Origin of the sequence: Chryseobacterium sp. B21-037, assembly GCF_028570785.1 — a bacterium.
GTDB classification, from domain to species: domain Bacteria; phylum Bacteroidota; class Bacteroidia; order Flavobacteriales; family Weeksellaceae; genus Chryseobacterium; species Chryseobacterium proteolyticum.
In genome coordinates this window covers 3741582-3756487 of record NZ_JALGCB010000001.1, presented here as the reverse complement: position 1 = coordinate 3756487, position 14906 = coordinate 3741582, and the positions used below count along the sequence as shown (strand labels likewise).

Here is a 14906-nt window from a genome sequence, read left to right as displayed (position 1 = left end):
ATTCGTTTTTCTACAAAAAGTAAAAATTAACCCATTATTAAAGGAATGAGATTTTACTTTGTTAAAGAATCTTAATAAAAAAAACCGCAGTATCACCAAAAATGGGATGTTGCGGTTTGTTTTTCTTTAACATACGTAAATAATATGTTAAAATGTGTTAAAGTAAGAACCTGACATTAATCATATCGAAGCTCTTTTGGTTGGAATCTCTACTTTTGTAATGCTTTTAGAAATAAATATTCCTTATTTAACACGGATAATCAAATATATATGAAGAAAAGAGTTTTGTTTTATTTAGCTGCTTTCGTTTCTACGATGTCATTACAATCTTGTGTTACAAACTACGTAGTTTCAAAACCAGCAACTTACACTAAAGAATACAAAACAGATGCCAAACTAGCTTCTATAGATACCAGAAAAATGGAACAGGATAAGAAGCAATTAATCAATTCTTTTATCTCTGAGAAGGCAGCCGTTTTATCTAATGCAAAAAATACTTTAAGAAATTCTGAGATTGCCAAAGCAATCAAACACAATAAAACGATTGACAATATCCTAACCGAAGCTGAAACGTACCTAGGAACTCCTTACAGATATGGAGGAACAACAAGAAATGGTATAGATTGTTCAGCTTTTGTTCTTTCTGTATTCGGAGCAGCAGCAGGTCTTAGTTTACCTAGAGTTGCAGCTTCTCAATCTCAGGAAGGAGAGAGAGTTGAAAAAGAAAACCTACAGAAAGGAGATTTGATTTTCTTTTCTCACGGTAGAAGAATCTCTCACGTTGGTATTGTAGAAAGTGTTTCTGAGGATGGGGAGATTAAATTTATTCATGCAGCTACTTCTAAAGGAGTTATGATTTCGTCACTTAATGATTCATATTGGGGACCGAAATTCAGATTTGCAAAGAGAGTGATTAATGAAGAGGGAGATGCTTATAATAACTTAGCTGCAACTACAGCATCAACAGCAACAAGTTTTTAATTTTAAATAATTGATTTAAATAATGAAAGCCATCAAATATTTGATGGCTTTCTGTTTTATCTGTTTTCAATTGGTTTCTATTTGATGACATCTTTCTTTCAACGCCAAAAGCTAACTATTTCGATCAATATCTATGTCCAGGCGATAAAGTAGCCCATGCACTTCCGAAAGTGAAAATTTAGCCTTTTTCAGCCTGTTGGAAGCAGGATCTATAGTATAATTGAAAGATGTTCTGAAATCAGCCTTTTCAAGGTTGGAATTTTCGAAGATTGCCCCGGAAAGATCACAATTATTAAATACGGAATTCGATAAGTCTGCCTCAGCAAAATCGACTTCCGTCAATTTTGAGTTTTTAAACAAAGTTTTCTTGATCGATGTTTTATAAAAAACAGAATTATTTAAAGAACACCCTTCAAATCTGAACGACATTCCAAACTCATTGCATTCATCAAAGTGAAGCCCGAACATCTTACATTCTTTAAACACCACCTCCCGAAATGCTGTTGAAACAAGCTTTGCCATACTCAGATTACATCCGATAAATTCACAATCGTTAAAACTGAAAAAAGAAAGGTCCATATACTCAAGATGGCAGTTCCGGAATATACAATTTTCATATTCGCCTTTTTGAAATTGGGAAAAGTCCCCATTTTCAAAAACCTGATCAATAACGTATGCTTCTTTCATACCAGGATGTTTAAAAGAAATTTTTGTAATAAGTTTTAATAATAACGATGAGTTTTTAGAAAGCCTTTTGTAGCTAACCAATAACGACCGCTTCTATACCAGACTGTTTTTATCCGAATAGTTGAGCTTAAAAAAGATGAAGGTCATAGTAGAGAAGGCCAGCAAAGAACTTCCTCCATAACTAAAATAAGGTAACGGGATCCCAACGGTTGGAAAAAGTCCCATAACCATCCCTAAATTGATCGAAAAGTGCATTAACAGGATGGAAGCAAAACAGTAGCCAAAAACCCTGTTAAAAATAGACTTTTGCTTCTCTGCAAGGTAATAGATCCTTCCAATATACAATAAGTAGCACAAAACAAGTCCCGCACTTCCTACAAATCCCCATTCTTCACCAACGGTACAGAAAATATAATCCGTACTCTGTTCAGGTACAAATTTGCCCTGGGTTACTGATCCCTCACGATATCCTTTTCCTAAAAGTCCGCCAGAGCCAATTGCTGTTTTTGAATAAAGAAGGTTATATCCTGAAGTATCCCTGAATGCCTTTTCTCCTTTATAAAGAACCTCTATCCTCTCCCTTTGGTGTTTAGGTAATTTCTCTAAAATATAAGGTGTTGCAAATGCCAATCCGCACAACAGAATAATAGAGCCTGCAATACTTGAAATGGATATAACATTCCAGGACATTTTATAATAGTTCATTGCAATTAAAATTCCTGCAATGACCAGAATAGCAATCACTACATAAATAGGATTCACCGCAAGAGAAACGAGAAAAACAGCAGCAAAAAGAAATCCTATCCCGAATAATAATCCACTTAATCCTTCTCTATACAATGCAATGAAAAATGCTACAAAAACAAGCAGTGAGCCAACATCCGGAATTGCCAGTACAACAACTGCAGGAATTCCCACGATCGCCAGAGAGGTCAATAAAGATTTTCTATTACTTAAATTAAAATCGGGACCCGAGACATAATTAGCCAGCATCAATGCTGTTCCCAGTTTTGCAAACTCTACCGGCTGCAAACTTAAAGGTCCGAATTTGTACCAGTTCTTTTGCCCAAGAACTTCTTTTCCAAAGGGAAACAATCCGATCAGTAATAAGACTCCAATAATATAGATAATCCCTGCCATATTCTCAAAGAACTTGGTACGGGTGAAAAAGATAATGAGCCCTACAAAAACAGATATTCCAAACCAAACTGCTTGTCTGGTCCCACTTGCCGGTTCCACACTGTAGATGTTTGCTATCGCAAAAATGCAAAGCAGGAAATATAGACCAAGGCCTAATTTATCTAATCCTTCTGTCCATTTCATTGCTTTTTATCTTTTTTAGTTTGAGTTTCTGCGTCTATCTGTTTCTGTAATTTTTCTTTCTGTTTCTTTATAAAATCCAGACTGTCCTGTATTTTTTTAAGTTTTACAGAATCCTGCTTCGGATCTTTGTATAAACCTTTACGTTTTAAATCGACAATCCACTGTCTTTTATATTCAGGCATAAAGCTGGCAGATGTCATCTTTTTGTAAAGATTTTCTCTTTTCAGATCTCCTGTAATATATTTCTCCGCGATCACCGTACTTGCTGGTCCTGCCCATGTAGCACCGAATCCTGCATGCTCCATTACAGCAACCACTACAATTTTTGGCTTATCCGCCGGTGCAATCAAAACAAATATGGAATTATCTTTACCCTGAGGAACCTGAGCAGTCCCTGTCTTGGCCAGCTGAGTAAAATCATTTGATTTCAATCCTCTTGCCGTACCTCTTAATACCACTGCTTCCATTCCTTTAAGAACAGGCTCAAAGTGTTTAGGATCAACCAGAGTTTTATGCTTTTTCTTAAATCTCGGATCCGGATTAGGCTTTCCGTCAATTGATTTTACAATATGCGGAGTATAATACCATCCCCTATTGGCAATAGCTGCCACGTAATTGGCAAGCTGCAAAGGAGTAACCATTACGTCCCCCTGTCCCATTCCGTTGAAAACAGCACCTGTAGCCAAAGGATCCCAGTTTTTACTGTCTTTTTTAGAACCACTTGCTTTAAGGATGGATGCCATTCTTTTTTCATAAAATGCTCCGGAAGGAATTCTTCCTCTTGCACCAACGGCAAAATCATTGTTTAAAAATTCTCCAACCCCAAAGCTGCTCATAATAGCTTTCCACTCGTCAACACCTTTAGATGGATTTCCCGGATATTTATTAACAATCGCTAAAAATGCATAAGAAAAATAACAGTTACTTGAAACCTGTATGGAAGGAATTAAAGGTTCCGCTCCACCGTGCCCCTTGATTCGTAATCCTCTGTAATTGAATCCGCCCCCACAAGGGAAAATCGTGTTTTCATCCATTACTCCCATTTGCATAGCAGATAATGCCGTAAGTAGTTTAAAAGTGGAACCAGGAGGATACCCTGCCTGCAGAGACCTGTCAAATGTTGGCTTATTTTCGTAGATCGTATCTTTAGATAAAGCGTATAAATTTTTGGATTTCATAGGCCCTGTGAAAAGATTAGGATCAATATCCGGACCTGTCGCCGACACTAAAACCTCCCCGTTATTAGGATCTAAGGCAACGATGGCACCATGTTTATTCACCATCATTTCCTCCGCCATTCTCTGAAGATCATAATCAATGGTCAGAGTAATATCTTTTCCTGTAATTACATCCTTATCTAATGCTCCGTTTTTGTATGAACCAATGTTTCGAAGTCTGATATCCTTCTGGATGTATTTCATCCCCTTTACTCCACGAAGTTCTTTTTCGTATGATTTTTCAACTCCTGTTTTTCCAATGAAATCTCCCGGCAGGTAATAAAGAGAATCCTTTTTTATATCCCTTTCATTAACCTCACTTGTATACCCTAATAGATTTCCGGAAGTGGAGACCTCATATTGACGCTGAGGTCTGGAAACGATACTGAATGCAGGATATTTAAAGATGATTTCCTGAACCCTCGCAATATCTTCTCTGCTCAGATCTTTGATAAAAGTCATCGGAGTGAGCTTAGAATAATATTTTTCTTTCTTGATTGTATTGATTTTATTAATGAAGTCGGATTTGCTTATCTTCATTAAATTACAAAATCCCAAAGTATCAAAATCAGGTTTCATTAAAGCCTGAGTGAAAGAGATCTCATAAGCCGGCTGGTTACCTACCATGATTTTTCCATTCCGGTCAAAAATAACACCCCTTTGCGGGATCACATATTCTATTTTGATAGATGTATTAGCCGCGTTTAGCGCATACCTGTCCGTAAACAACTGTAAATATGCAAGCCTTGCCACAAAAATAAGGGCAATAACAGCAACAACGGCAAAGATTTTTAAATAACGTGTGTTCAAACTTTTTGTTTGATTTTAAAGATTAATGCGTAAACAACTATAAATATAAAGGAAATTACACTTGTTACCAACACATTAAACAATATTTCAAAAAATCTGCTGAACTTAAAGAACTCAATATACTGTACTAAAAGCTGGTGCAGGAAAATACTTGAAAATAGAAAAAGTAAGAACTGCCCCCATTGCAGAGATTGAAAAGAAAAGAAGTCGGTGGACGTATCAGTGGACGTCCTGAAGATCAATGTTCTGAAATACGCAATAAGTGTTGTAGCCAGTGCATTAATTCCCCATGAATATAAGAAGGCATCAATAGAAAGTCCTATTAAAAAACTCAATGCCAAAAATTGAAATTTATTTCTGAAAAAAGGATAAAACATGACAAATACAGGATATAGCACGGGAGTATACTTCCCGAACAAAGTGATCCTGTTCAATACAAAAATCTGTAATGCAACAAGAAAGATCATGATTAATATATCCGTAAAAAGTGTTCTGCTAATCATTTTCCTTTTTTATTACTGCCTGTAATGTATCCTGGATTTTTTGAACCTCAGCTTTCTTCAGGCTTTTTACCACATACACTTTATTCAGGGAACCCATTTTCTCACTGAGTTCTACTGAAATATCCCAGAAACCGGTTTTGTTATCTACTGAGTATCCTGCCACAGTTCCAATCATTACCCCTTTGGGAAAAATCGCTGATTTTCCATCGGTAACAATCGTATCTCCAATCTTCAGGGCTACATATTTCGGAATATCTGCCAAATGCATTACCCTAGAATTATCCCCGTTCCATGTTAAGGTTCCAAAATACCCAGATTTCTTTAACGAAGCATTGATCCTGATACGGTTAACACTTAAAACCGACTGAACCAAAGCATAACTATCTGTTGAATTTATAACGATCCCTGCAATTCCCTTCGGAGCCATAACTCCCATCTGAGGAAATACCCCATCTCTGCGGCCACGGTTAATTGTAAAATAATTATTTCTCCTGTTAATACTGTTGAAAACAATTTCGCCATCCACAAAGGTGTAGATCTGGCCACCTCCTAAAGTATCGTGAACTTTTCTGAAGACCGGCTTTTTAGCACCATCCTTTCCATACAGCTCAATCATTAAAGCTTTATTCTGAGCAACAAGATCTTCATTGATTTGCTTAAGCCTCAAATAAGAAACCCCTTCATCAATATAACCGGAAACCCAGGAATTTAACGCTGCGGACTGACCAGCAATCCAGGATTTTTGCATGGCATTTTTAGAAAATATAAGGACCAGAGCAATAATTTGCAAGAAAATAAAGAAGACAAAAAGAGCGTTCTTCGAAAATAATCTCAGCAAAAATCCCATTCAGATAGTGTTCGTAAAAGTTAAAATTATTTAATTAAGAAATTGAATTTATCCATATTCTTAAGTGCAATCCCGGTTCCGCGAACAACCGCTCTTAACGGATCTTCAGCTACAAAAACAGGAAGACCTGTTTTCTTATGTAATCTGTCTGCAAGACCTCTCAACAATGCACCTCCTCCTGCAAGATAAATACCTGTTTTATAAATATCAGCTGCCAGTTCAGGTGGTGTTAAAGAAAGAGTTTCCATTACGGCATCTTCAATTCTGATGATCGACTTATCCAATGCGCGGGCAATCTCTTTATACCCAACCATGATTTCTTTTGGTTTACCTGTGATAAGGTCTCTACCTTGTACCGGAATATCTTCAATATCCACATCCAGATCTTCAACAGCAGATCCTACTTCAATTTTCACTCTCTCGGCTGTTCTTTCGCCAATATAAAGGTTGTGATGTGTTCTCAGAAAATAAGCGATATCATTCGTGAATACATCCCCTGCAATTTTCACAGACTTGTCACAAACAATACCTCCTAAAGCAACTACTGCAATTTCAGTTGTCCCTCCACCTATATCAATGATCATATTACCTTCCGGTTTTTGAACATCAATTCCTACTCCTATTGCAGCTGCCATTGGTTCATAAATCAGTCTTACCTCCTTAGCATTTACTTTCTGTGCAGAGTCTCTTACCGCTCTTTTTTCCACTTCCGTAATTCCGGAAGGGATACAGATTACAATTCTTAAAGCAGGCTGAATGAATTTACCTTTGATACCAGGAATTTTTTTAATAAACTCCTTGATCATATGTTCAGAAGCATGAAAATCCGCAATAACCCCATCTTTCAAAGGACGAATTGTTTTGATGTCTTCATGGGTTTTCCCCTGCATATGTTTAGCCTGTTCACCAACAGCTATCGGCCTTCCAGTAGATCGCTCAATTGCAACAATTGAGGGCTGGTCTATAACAATTTTATTATTATGGATGATAAGTGTGTTAGCGGTTCCCAAGTCTATCGCAATTTCTTGCGTAAACATATCGAATAAACTCATATTTTTCTTCTGATTTAAGTTTACAAAGATATAAATTAAACACTACCAATAAAATTTGGCAAGCATATAATTTGGTTAAAATTTTATTAAAATTTGAAATAATTCTTTAACGGTCAATTTAATTTCTTATAATATCAATCCAAACTCAGAACAGTAACGGATTTATAGTTTTTCACGATAATTATCATACACAATTTCAGAAAGTGTTTAATTAAAAAAAGCGTAAATTTGCCCTCGGATATGTTACAAAACACTCATACAAATCAAACTTCAAATTTCGCCGTTCTTTCCATAAGCTACGAAAAGGCAGATGGAGAAACACGAGGGAAATTTGCGTTTTTTGATGAAAACATAAAAAATTTCGTTACCCGTATTCACGATGAAAATTTAGGGGATGCCTTTGTGGTTTCTACCTGCAACAGGACCGAAATATATACCACTACTTCCAACTATCTTTTGGTTGCTGAAGAATACTGTAAAACGATCGGGGTTAACATTACTGATTTCTTGCAGTTTGCCAATATCCTTACCAAGGAGGAGGCTTTAACTCATTTGTTCAGGGTTGCCGCAGGTCTTGAAAGCCAGATCATCGGGGATTTTGAGATTATCGGGCAGATCAAAAAAGCATACAGCCGTTTTAAAAAAGAAAGAAAGAACTCTAATCCTTATTTGGAAAGAGCGATCAACTCGGCGATCCAGATTTCAAAAAGAATTAAAAATGAAACCGGGATATCCAATGGGGCCGCTTCAGTTTCTTATGCCGCTGTTCATTACATTCTGAATAATCAAAAAAGGATTACCGAGAAAAATATTCTGCTTTTAGGAGTGGGTGAAATCGGACAAAATACGGTTGAGAATCTTGTAAAGCACGTTTATCAGCCTAAAATAAAAATCACCAACAGAACCCAGGAGAAAGCTGAAAAGATTTCTCAGAAATATACCATTCCTCACGTTGATTATTCAGACTTCGATAAAGAACTGAAAAATACAGACATTCTGATTGTGGCAACAGGGGCAAAACATCCTATTGTAAACGCTTCACATTTTCCAAACGGAAAAGAAACTTTGGTCATTGATCTTTCCATTCCCCACAATGTTGAAAAAAATGTTACGGATAATAAAAATGTAACCTTGATCGATGTGGATGAATTATCAAAACAAATTCAGGAAACAATCCAGCAGAGAGAAAAAGAAATTCCAAAAGCAGAACAGATCATCAAGGAAATGTCTAAAGACTTCATAGAGTGGGAGAAAAAAAGAAAACTCGCTCCCAACATTCATCATTTCAAAGCGGTCCTGAAAAATATGGAGCGTAATGAAATGCATCAGTTCTACAGAAAAAATAAATACATCAATGTAGACGATATGGCACTTTCTGAAAAGATGATTCAGAAAATTACCAGCCGTTTTGCAAAATACATCATAGATAACCCTTTAAAAGCCGAAGAAATTAGTAAATTAATGCACGAAATATTAGTTGAACAACCAAACAACGAATTCAATGAAAAGCATTAGAATAGGAACAAGAAATTCAGCACTTGCTCTTTGGCAGGCGAGAGAGGTCGCAAGGTATCTGCAAAATAATAATTACACGACTGAGATCATGCCCATCCTTTCTTCGGGTGATAAAAATCTTAATCAACCTCTTTACGCTTTAGGGATTACAGGCGTTTTTACCAGAGATCTGGATACCGCATTATTAAATGATGAAATAGATATTGCTGTACACTCTCTGAAAGATGTCCCTACAAAACTTCCCCAACATACAGAACTTATCGCATATCTGGAAAGAGATTATCCGCAGGATGTTTTAATAAGAAAAGAATCAGCAAAAAATAAAGAGTTTCATGAACTTAAGTTAGCAACAAGCAGCTTGAGAAGAAGAGCGTTTTGGCTGAAATATTATCCGGAAGCAACTTTCTCCGATATTCGTGGAAATATACAGACACGCCTTCAAAAATTGGAAGAACAGGATTTTGATGCCACTATATTATCTTTAGCGGGCATCAAAAGAATGAAAATGGACATTGATTACGAGATGCTTCCTTTAATGATCCCAGCGCCTTCTCAGGGAGTTATCGCAGTTGCCGGACATTCGGATAAAAAAGAAATCAATGAAATAGTACGTCAGATTAATCATAAACCCACACAAATCTGCGTTGAGATTGAAAGAAATTTCCTTAGTACCCTTGAAGGAGGATGTACTGCACCCATCGGAGCCTTTGCTGAAATATTTGATGACCAGATCCGCTTTAAAGCAGCACTTTGCTCACTGGACGGAAAAAACTGCATCGCAACGGACGAAAATTTCACATATAATGAGAGTGAAAATTTCGGAGAAAAATATGCAAAAATAGTACTCGAAAACGGAGGCAAGGAATTAATGGCCGAAATAAAGAGCCAGATATAAATTCAGGCTTTTGCCGGCAATCAATTTTATCTCAAATGAAAATCTTATTTACCAAAAATATAGACCCCTCTGTTTTATCCAAAGAATTAGGAGATGACATTGGGGTTGATTGTATTGAGGTAATTAAAACAACTCCGATTCGTGTTAAACCATTCGATTTAAAAAATTACTCACTTATTTTCACAAGTGCCAACGGAGTGACTTCTTTTTTCGAAAATCAGTTCAGACCCAATGAGGATTTTACGACAAAAAATTACAACAAGATTTATTGCGTCGGGGAAAAAACAAAAAGAATCCTCCGAAAATATGGGTTTGGCACCTTTAAGGTTCTGAAAAATGCAGAAGCACTTTCGGAATTTATCATTGGGCATTGTCCACATGAACAATTCCTGCATTTTTGTGGAAACCTGGCCATTGATGTTCTGGACAATGAACTGCCATTACAAAATATCAAGTACAGAAAGATAACGGTTTATAATACCGAAGAGATCAATCCGTTAATATCTGAAAAATATTATGGCATAGTCTTTTTCAGTCCAAGTGGAGTTCGTAGTTTTGCAAAGCGAAATTCATTAGATCATACGAAGCTGTTTTCTATTGGAGAAACAACCTCCAATGAAATAAAAAAGTATACCCGGGAAAAAATTTTCACTTCAGAAGGTAATACTTTGGTTTCCATTTTAGAAATGATCAGAAGAGAAAGTAAGAACAACCTGTAGCAAATTTGCGCTATCAATTTTACTGCAGATTTAAATAAATTATGATTAAGAACGACCTATATTTAAAAGCCCTTCGCGGAGAGACCGTAGAAAGACCTCCTGTGTGGATGATGAGACAGGCCGGAAGATACCTGCCGGAATTCATTGCATTAAGAGATAAATATGATTTCTTTACAAGATGTCAAACTCCTGAACTGGCTTCTGAAATTACCGTACAGCCGATCCGTAGATATCCGCTGGATGCTGCTATTTTGTTTTCTGACATTTTAGTAGTGCCACAAGCAATGGGAATCGACTTTAAAATGAAGGAATCAGTAGGCCCATGGCTAGACACTCCCATCAGAACAATGGAGCAGGTTCAGAATGTTGTTGTTCCGGATGTGAATGACACTTTAGGATACGTTTTTGATGCCATAGAATTAACCTTATTAAAATTAGATAACGAAATCCCGTTGATTGGTTTTGCAGGATCTCCATGGACTATCCTTTGCTATTGTGTGGAAGGAAAAGGAAGTAAAGCTTTTGATATTGCCAAATCATTCTGTTTTCAGCAACCGGAAGCAGCCCATCTGCTTCTTCAAAAAATTACAAATACTACCATCGCCTATTTAAAGAGAAAAGTAGAAAAAGGAGTATCTGCAGTGCAAATTTTCGATTCCTGGGGAGGAATGCTCTCTCCAGATGATTATCAGGAATTTTCATGGAAATACATCAATCAGATCGTGGAAGCTTTAAGCCCATTGACCCACGTGGTTGTATTTGGAAAAGGATGCTGGTTTGCCCTGGAAGAAATGACAATGTCCAAGGCCTCAGCTCTTGGAGTAGATTGGACAATAAAACCTGAGTTTGCAAGAACTTTAACCAATCATACAATGACCCTTCAAGGGAACTTTGATCCGGCCCGATTGCATTCAACCCCTGAAACCATAAAAAAGATGGTAAACGAGATGATTCATCGATTTGGAAAGGATCGCTATATTGCTAATTTAGGTCACGGAATTCTGCCAAACATTCCACTGGAGAACGCAGAAGCCTTTATCAGAGCTGTTGTAGACTGGAAGCCTTAATAGTTTCACAACCAAATATAAAATAAATCCCTTTCAATAATTATCGAAAGGGATTTGTTATTACAAAAAGCCCCTGCTTAGGAGGCTATTTCAGAGATTATTCTTTTATAATTTTTTTACTGATAATTTCCTTTTTATTATCTATCAGAATCAGATAGCTGCCTTTCGGCAAATCAGAAAGATTATATCCGTCTGCCAATCCTGTAAAGCTCTTAACTTGTCGGCCTGCTAAATCCAGCACGGTGATTTTAGAGTCAAATCTTAAGTTTCCAGACTGAATATGTACAAAATCTTTCACAGGATTAGGGTATACCTGCATCTTATCTGAAAATGAAACCTCAGAAGTACCTAATGCTCCGGAAGTAATGGCAACATCATCTACGACAACACCGTAAGAATAATCCCCTGCATCGTCATATACAAATCTCATTTGAAAATTAGCATTGGCATAAGGCGTAAGATCAATATCCGTAGCTTGCTCATAGGTTGTAACAACATATAAAAATGTATTAAAATCAAGATCCCACTGACCAGCATCCCCCGAAAAAGTAAATACCTGTACCCATGATGTTCCGTTAAAAACCTCGACTTTTAACGTTGAATCATCATCATAAATCATGTTAGCATACTTAAATGAGAGTTTAGGGTTCTGAACCGCCGATAGGTTAATAACAGGAGATACAAGCCTGGCATTGGAGTTTATGCTTGAGGGTCCTGCATTATCATCATCAAAAAAAGCTGCACCTGAGGGAAATGTAGCGAAGCCATTTTCAGATCCTACGTCCCAATTAAAAGAAGTATCGGGATTATTTGTCGTCCATCCGGATGGTAAAACATTTCCATCAAAATTTTCAGAGAACACTTGGGCATTGTATATTCCACACACCAAAATAAAAGAAAATAAATATTTTTTCATAACGCATCTTATTTATTATATTAAATTTAATAATTAATATCATTATAATTGTAAAATTTAATACAATAATTATTTTTTATGAAAATTAAACACAAAAAAACATAAGAGTTTTACTTGAATTTATGATTATATTTAACTTCTAACACTTTAAAAATCAAATAACATGAAAAAATTAAACAAAGAAACAATGAAGGCTATATATGCCGGCGGCGAAATATGCCTGGAATGCGCCTACGGATATTACCAGGTTATTATACAAGGAAGATGTCACTGCGTTCCTTGGGAATAATAAACCTATAAAAAAAGCAGTTTTACAACTGCTTTTTTATTTTTTTATTTCGATTAACTTAACATTCTCTTGGCCTTTTTTACTCCCTCTACAAGAAGATCAATTTCCTGAAAAGTATTATACACGGCAAAACTTGCTCTTACAGTTCCTGCAATATTAAAGAAATCCATTATAGGTTGCGTGCAGTGATGCCCTGTCCTTACAGCTACACCCATCTTATCCAGAATCATTCCTACATCGGAAGATATTCCTACTCCTTCTAAATTAAAGGAAACAACGCCCGTTCTTCTGGCCTTTTCTCCATAGACTTTAAGACCTTCAATCTCTAAAAGCTGTCTTTGAGCATATTCCAACAAAGCATTCTCATGTCTCTGAAGATTTTCGTGTCCTACTTTTTCAATAAAATCTACTGCCGCTCCTAATGCTATATTACCTCCGACATTTGGCGTTCCTGCTTCATACTTAAATGGCAACCCGGCATAGGTCGTTCCATCGAATGAGCATGTGGCAATCATTTCCCCTCCTCCATGAAACGGTGGCAAAGAATCTAAAATATGTTCTTTCCCATACAGGATTCCGGTTCCCATTGGAGCGTACATTTTATGCCCTGAAAATACAAAGAAATCACAATCCATTGCCTGCACATCAATTCTGAAATGAGGAGCAGACTGCGCACCATCAATAACGATATAAGCATCGGAATTCCTCCTGGTCCTTGAGATAATCTCTTCAATAGGATTTACAACCCCCAATGCATTTGAAACCTGGTTTACGGCAACAACTTTAGTTTTCTCGCTTAGATACTGATCCAAATAATCAAGCTGTAAAATACCATTGTCATCAATCGGAATCACACGAAGCTTTGCACCTGTTCTTTCACATAGCAACTGCCATGGAACAATATTAGAATGATGTTCTAAATATGAAATAATGATCTCATCATCTTTTTTCAGCTTTCCGGTAAGAATATAAGCGATGAGGTTTAACCCTTCCGTTGTTCCCTTTGTAAAGATCACCTCAAAATCATGCTTTGCATTAATAAATTTCTGGATCTTTCTTCGCGAAAGCTCCATTTCTTCAGTAGCAAGCTGACTTAAAGTATGAATCCCTCTGTGTACATTTGCATTAATTTCTGTATAGTATTGGTTCCAAACCTCTAAAACGGAGTTTGGTTTTTGTGATGTCGCTGCATTATCCAGATAAACCAGAGGCTTACCGTTGACCTCCTGATCTAATATAGGAAACTGACTTCTTATTTCTTGAATGTCAAACATTTATTATAAATTTTACAATTATTATGTTCTTATTTAGAACACTTCAAATTTACATCTTTTTTTTTGAAAGGCTAAAGAAAGAATAGCATTATAGATGCAATCTAAAATAAAAAACCTGCCAAAAAATTGACAGGTTTTTATATCATTGTTATTAAGCAATTCTTATTCAGCTGCAGTTTCCTCAGCTGCTGGAGCAGCTCCTTCAGCTACAACCTCTTCTTCATCCTCATCATCTTGTGCTGCTGCACCTCCCTTCATTGCATTTCTAGACATCTTAACAGCTACAACAACTGCATTGTCAGGGTGCATGAAAGAATATCCTTCAGTTTTGATAGCACCAACATATAGTTTGTTACCAATCTTAAGTGAAGTAATATCAATAACGATCTCATCCGGCAAGTTTGCAGGGATCGCTTTTACTTTTAGCTTTCTGAATGACTGACGTAGAACACCCCCAGCAACAACACCTTTAGAACGACCAGTAACTCTTACCGGAACTTCCATAATAACCGGCTTATCAGCAGATAATTGATAGAAGTCAGCATGAAGAATTTTGTCTGTAATTGGGTGGAACTGAATATCCTGAAGAACTGCTGGAATTGTTTGTCCGTCAACTTCAATAGATACCGTGTGTGCTTCAGGAGTATATACTAAACCTTTGAAAGATTTCTCTTCTGCAGAGAAGTTCAATGGTTCTGTCCCTCCATAAACAACACAAGGAACTAATTCAGCATCACGTAAAGCTTTTGTAGACTTTTTGCCCACGCTTTCTCTTTTTGTACCTTGAATTGTAATAGATTTCATTTATAAA

The 14906-nt window shown here is 36.6% G+C and carries 15 protein-coding genes; 6 read left to right on the top strand and 9 right to left on the bottom strand.

What is annotated here, in order from left to right; all coding sequences use genetic code 11:
* Positions 1-270 precede the first annotated feature (270 nt).
* Entirely contained in the window at positions 271-981 is a 711-nt protein-coding gene (locus MTQ00_RS16820) for a C40 family peptidase (protein WP_172282063.1), read from the top strand.
* A gap of 111 nt (positions 982-1092) precedes the next feature.
* Here the strand turns inward: MTQ00_RS16820 and MTQ00_RS16815 are convergent, their stop codons facing one another.
* The 6 genes from MTQ00_RS16815 to MTQ00_RS16790 form a co-directional block, all read right to left on the bottom strand.
* A complete protein-coding gene (locus MTQ00_RS16815) occupies positions 1093-1668 on the bottom strand; it encodes a pentapeptide repeat-containing protein (protein ID WP_273650376.1) in 576 nt (191 codons plus the stop codon).
* A gap of 93 nt (positions 1669-1761) precedes the next feature.
* Positions 1762-2991 carry a rod shape-determining protein RodA gene (rodA, locus tag MTQ00_RS16810; RefSeq protein WP_172282061.1) on the bottom strand — a complete coding sequence of 410 codons (1230 nt, stop codon included), beginning with the start codon at positions 2989-2991 and terminating at the stop codon, positions 1762-1764.
* Positions 2988-5018 carry a peptidoglycan D,D-transpeptidase FtsI family protein gene (locus MTQ00_RS16805; protein WP_273650375.1) on the bottom strand — a complete coding sequence of 677 codons (2031 nt, stop codon included), beginning with the start codon at positions 5016-5018 and terminating at the stop codon, positions 2988-2990. The genes rodA and MTQ00_RS16805 overlap by 4 nt, the downstream gene beginning before the upstream one ends.
* Positions 5015-5521: a rod shape-determining protein MreD gene (locus MTQ00_RS16800; RefSeq protein ID WP_172282059.1), complete on the bottom strand. Its 507-nt coding sequence runs from the start codon at positions 5519-5521 to the stop codon at positions 5015-5017. The genes MTQ00_RS16805 and MTQ00_RS16800 overlap by 4 nt, the downstream gene beginning before the upstream one ends.
* The gene (mreC, locus tag MTQ00_RS16795; protein ID WP_273650374.1) at positions 5514-6368 is read right to left on the bottom strand and encodes a rod shape-determining protein MreC; all 855 of its coding nucleotides are present in this window, start codon (positions 6366-6368) and stop codon (positions 5514-5516) included. The genes MTQ00_RS16800 and mreC overlap by 8 nt, the downstream gene beginning before the upstream one ends.
* Positions 6369-6394: 26 nt before the next feature.
* Positions 6395-7420, bottom strand: coding sequence for a rod shape-determining protein (locus MTQ00_RS16790; protein WP_034680746.1), 1026 nt, complete (start codon positions 7418-7420; stop codon positions 6395-6397).
* A 240-nt stretch (positions 7421-7660) separates the two neighbouring features.
* Between MTQ00_RS16790 and hemA the strand changes: the two genes are divergently transcribed.
* Genes hemA through hemE form a run of 4 tightly spaced genes read left to right on the top strand, consistent with a single transcriptional unit; the run spans position 7661 to position 11616 of the window.
* A complete protein-coding gene (gene hemA / locus MTQ00_RS16785) occupies positions 7661-8935 on the top strand; it encodes a glutamyl-tRNA reductase (RefSeq protein WP_273650373.1) in 1275 nt (424 codons plus the stop codon).
* A complete protein-coding gene (gene hemC / locus MTQ00_RS16780; RefSeq protein WP_273650372.1) occupies positions 8922-9830 on the top strand; it encodes a hydroxymethylbilane synthase in 909 nt (302 codons plus the stop codon). The genes hemA and hemC overlap by 14 nt, the downstream gene beginning before the upstream one ends.
* A 35-nt stretch (positions 9831-9865) precedes the next feature.
* On the top strand, positions 9866-10549 hold the full coding sequence (locus MTQ00_RS16775) for a uroporphyrinogen-III synthase (RefSeq protein ID WP_172282054.1): 684 nt from the start codon (positions 9866-9868) through the stop codon (positions 10547-10549).
* Between the two features lie 41 nt (positions 10550-10590).
* Positions 10591-11616: a uroporphyrinogen decarboxylase gene (hemE, locus tag MTQ00_RS16770; RefSeq protein ID WP_273650371.1), complete on the top strand. Its 1026-nt coding sequence runs from the start codon at positions 10591-10593 to the stop codon at positions 11614-11616.
* Positions 11617-11713: 97 nt separating this feature from the next.
* Here the strand turns inward: hemE and MTQ00_RS16765 are convergent, their stop codons facing one another.
* Complete coding sequence (locus tag MTQ00_RS16765) at positions 11714-12532, bottom strand: T9SS type A sorting domain-containing protein (protein ID WP_273650370.1); 819 nt, start codon at positions 12530-12532, stop codon at positions 11714-11716.
* A 163-nt stretch (positions 12533-12695) separates the two neighbouring features.
* Here MTQ00_RS16765 and MTQ00_RS16760 point away from each other — a divergent pair, with 163 nt between their 5' ends.
* Positions 12696-12821 carry a GNAT family acetyltransferase gene (locus MTQ00_RS16760; protein WP_273650369.1) on the top strand — a complete coding sequence of 42 codons (126 nt, stop codon included), beginning with the start codon at positions 12696-12698 and terminating at the stop codon, positions 12819-12821.
* Positions 12822-12874: 53 nt separating this feature from the next.
* On the opposite strand, the gene MTQ00_RS16755 is transcribed toward MTQ00_RS16760, so the two are convergent.
* Entirely contained in the window at positions 12875-14095 is a 1221-nt protein-coding gene (locus MTQ00_RS16755) for an aminotransferase class V-fold PLP-dependent enzyme (RefSeq protein ID WP_273650368.1), read from the bottom strand.
* Between the two features lie 162 nt (positions 14096-14257).
* The gene (locus MTQ00_RS16750; RefSeq protein ID WP_172282044.1) at positions 14258-14899 is read right to left on the bottom strand and encodes a 50S ribosomal protein L25/general stress protein Ctc; all 642 of its coding nucleotides are present in this window, start codon (positions 14897-14899) and stop codon (positions 14258-14260) included.
* Positions 14900-14906 lie beyond the last annotated feature (7 nt).

Bases quoted from the DNA above. Each gene is read 5' to 3' on its own strand.
- MTQ00_RS16820 (WP_172282063.1), top strand. From the start codon at position 271: ATGAAGAAAAGAGTTTTGTTTTATTTAGCTGCTTTCGTTTCTACGATG.
- MTQ00_RS16815 (WP_273650376.1), bottom strand. From the start codon at position 1,668: ATGAAAGAAGCATACGTTATTGATCAGGTTTTTGAAAATGGGGACTTT.
- rodA (WP_172282061.1), bottom strand. From the start codon at position 2,991: ATGAAATGGACAGAAGGATTAGATAAATTAGGCCTTGGTCTATATTTC.
- MTQ00_RS16800 (WP_172282059.1), bottom strand. From the start codon at position 5,521: ATGATTAGCAGAACACTTTTTACGGATATATTAATCATGATCTTTCTT.
- mreC (WP_273650374.1), bottom strand. From the start codon at position 6,368: ATGGGATTTTTGCTGAGATTATTTTCGAAGAACGCTCTTTTTGTCTTC.
- MTQ00_RS16790 (WP_034680746.1), bottom strand. From the start codon at position 7,420: ATGAGTTTATTCGATATGTTTACGCAAGAAATTGCGATAGACTTGGGA.
- hemA (WP_273650373.1), top strand. From the start codon at position 7,661: ATGTTACAAAACACTCATACAAATCAAACTTCAAATTTCGCCGTTCTT.
- hemC (WP_273650372.1), top strand. From the start codon at position 8,922: ATGAAAAGCATTAGAATAGGAACAAGAAATTCAGCACTTGCTCTTTGG.
- MTQ00_RS16775 (WP_172282054.1), top strand. From the start codon at position 9,866: ATGAAAATCTTATTTACCAAAAATATAGACCCCTCTGTTTTATCCAAA.
- hemE (WP_273650371.1), top strand. From the start codon at position 10,591: ATGATTAAGAACGACCTATATTTAAAAGCCCTTCGCGGAGAGACCGTA.
- MTQ00_RS16765 (WP_273650370.1), bottom strand. From the start codon at position 12,532: ATGAAAAAATATTTATTTTCTTTTATTTTGGTGTGTGGAATATACAAT.
- MTQ00_RS16760 (WP_273650369.1), top strand. From the start codon at position 12,696: ATGAAAAAATTAAACAAAGAAACAATGAAGGCTATATATGCCGGCGGC.
- MTQ00_RS16755 (WP_273650368.1), bottom strand. From the start codon at position 14,095: ATGTTTGACATTCAAGAAATAAGAAGTCAGTTTCCTATATTAGATCAG.
- MTQ00_RS16750 (WP_172282044.1), bottom strand. From the start codon at position 14,899: ATGAAATCTATTACAATTCAAGGTACAAAAAGAGAAAGCGTGGGCAAA.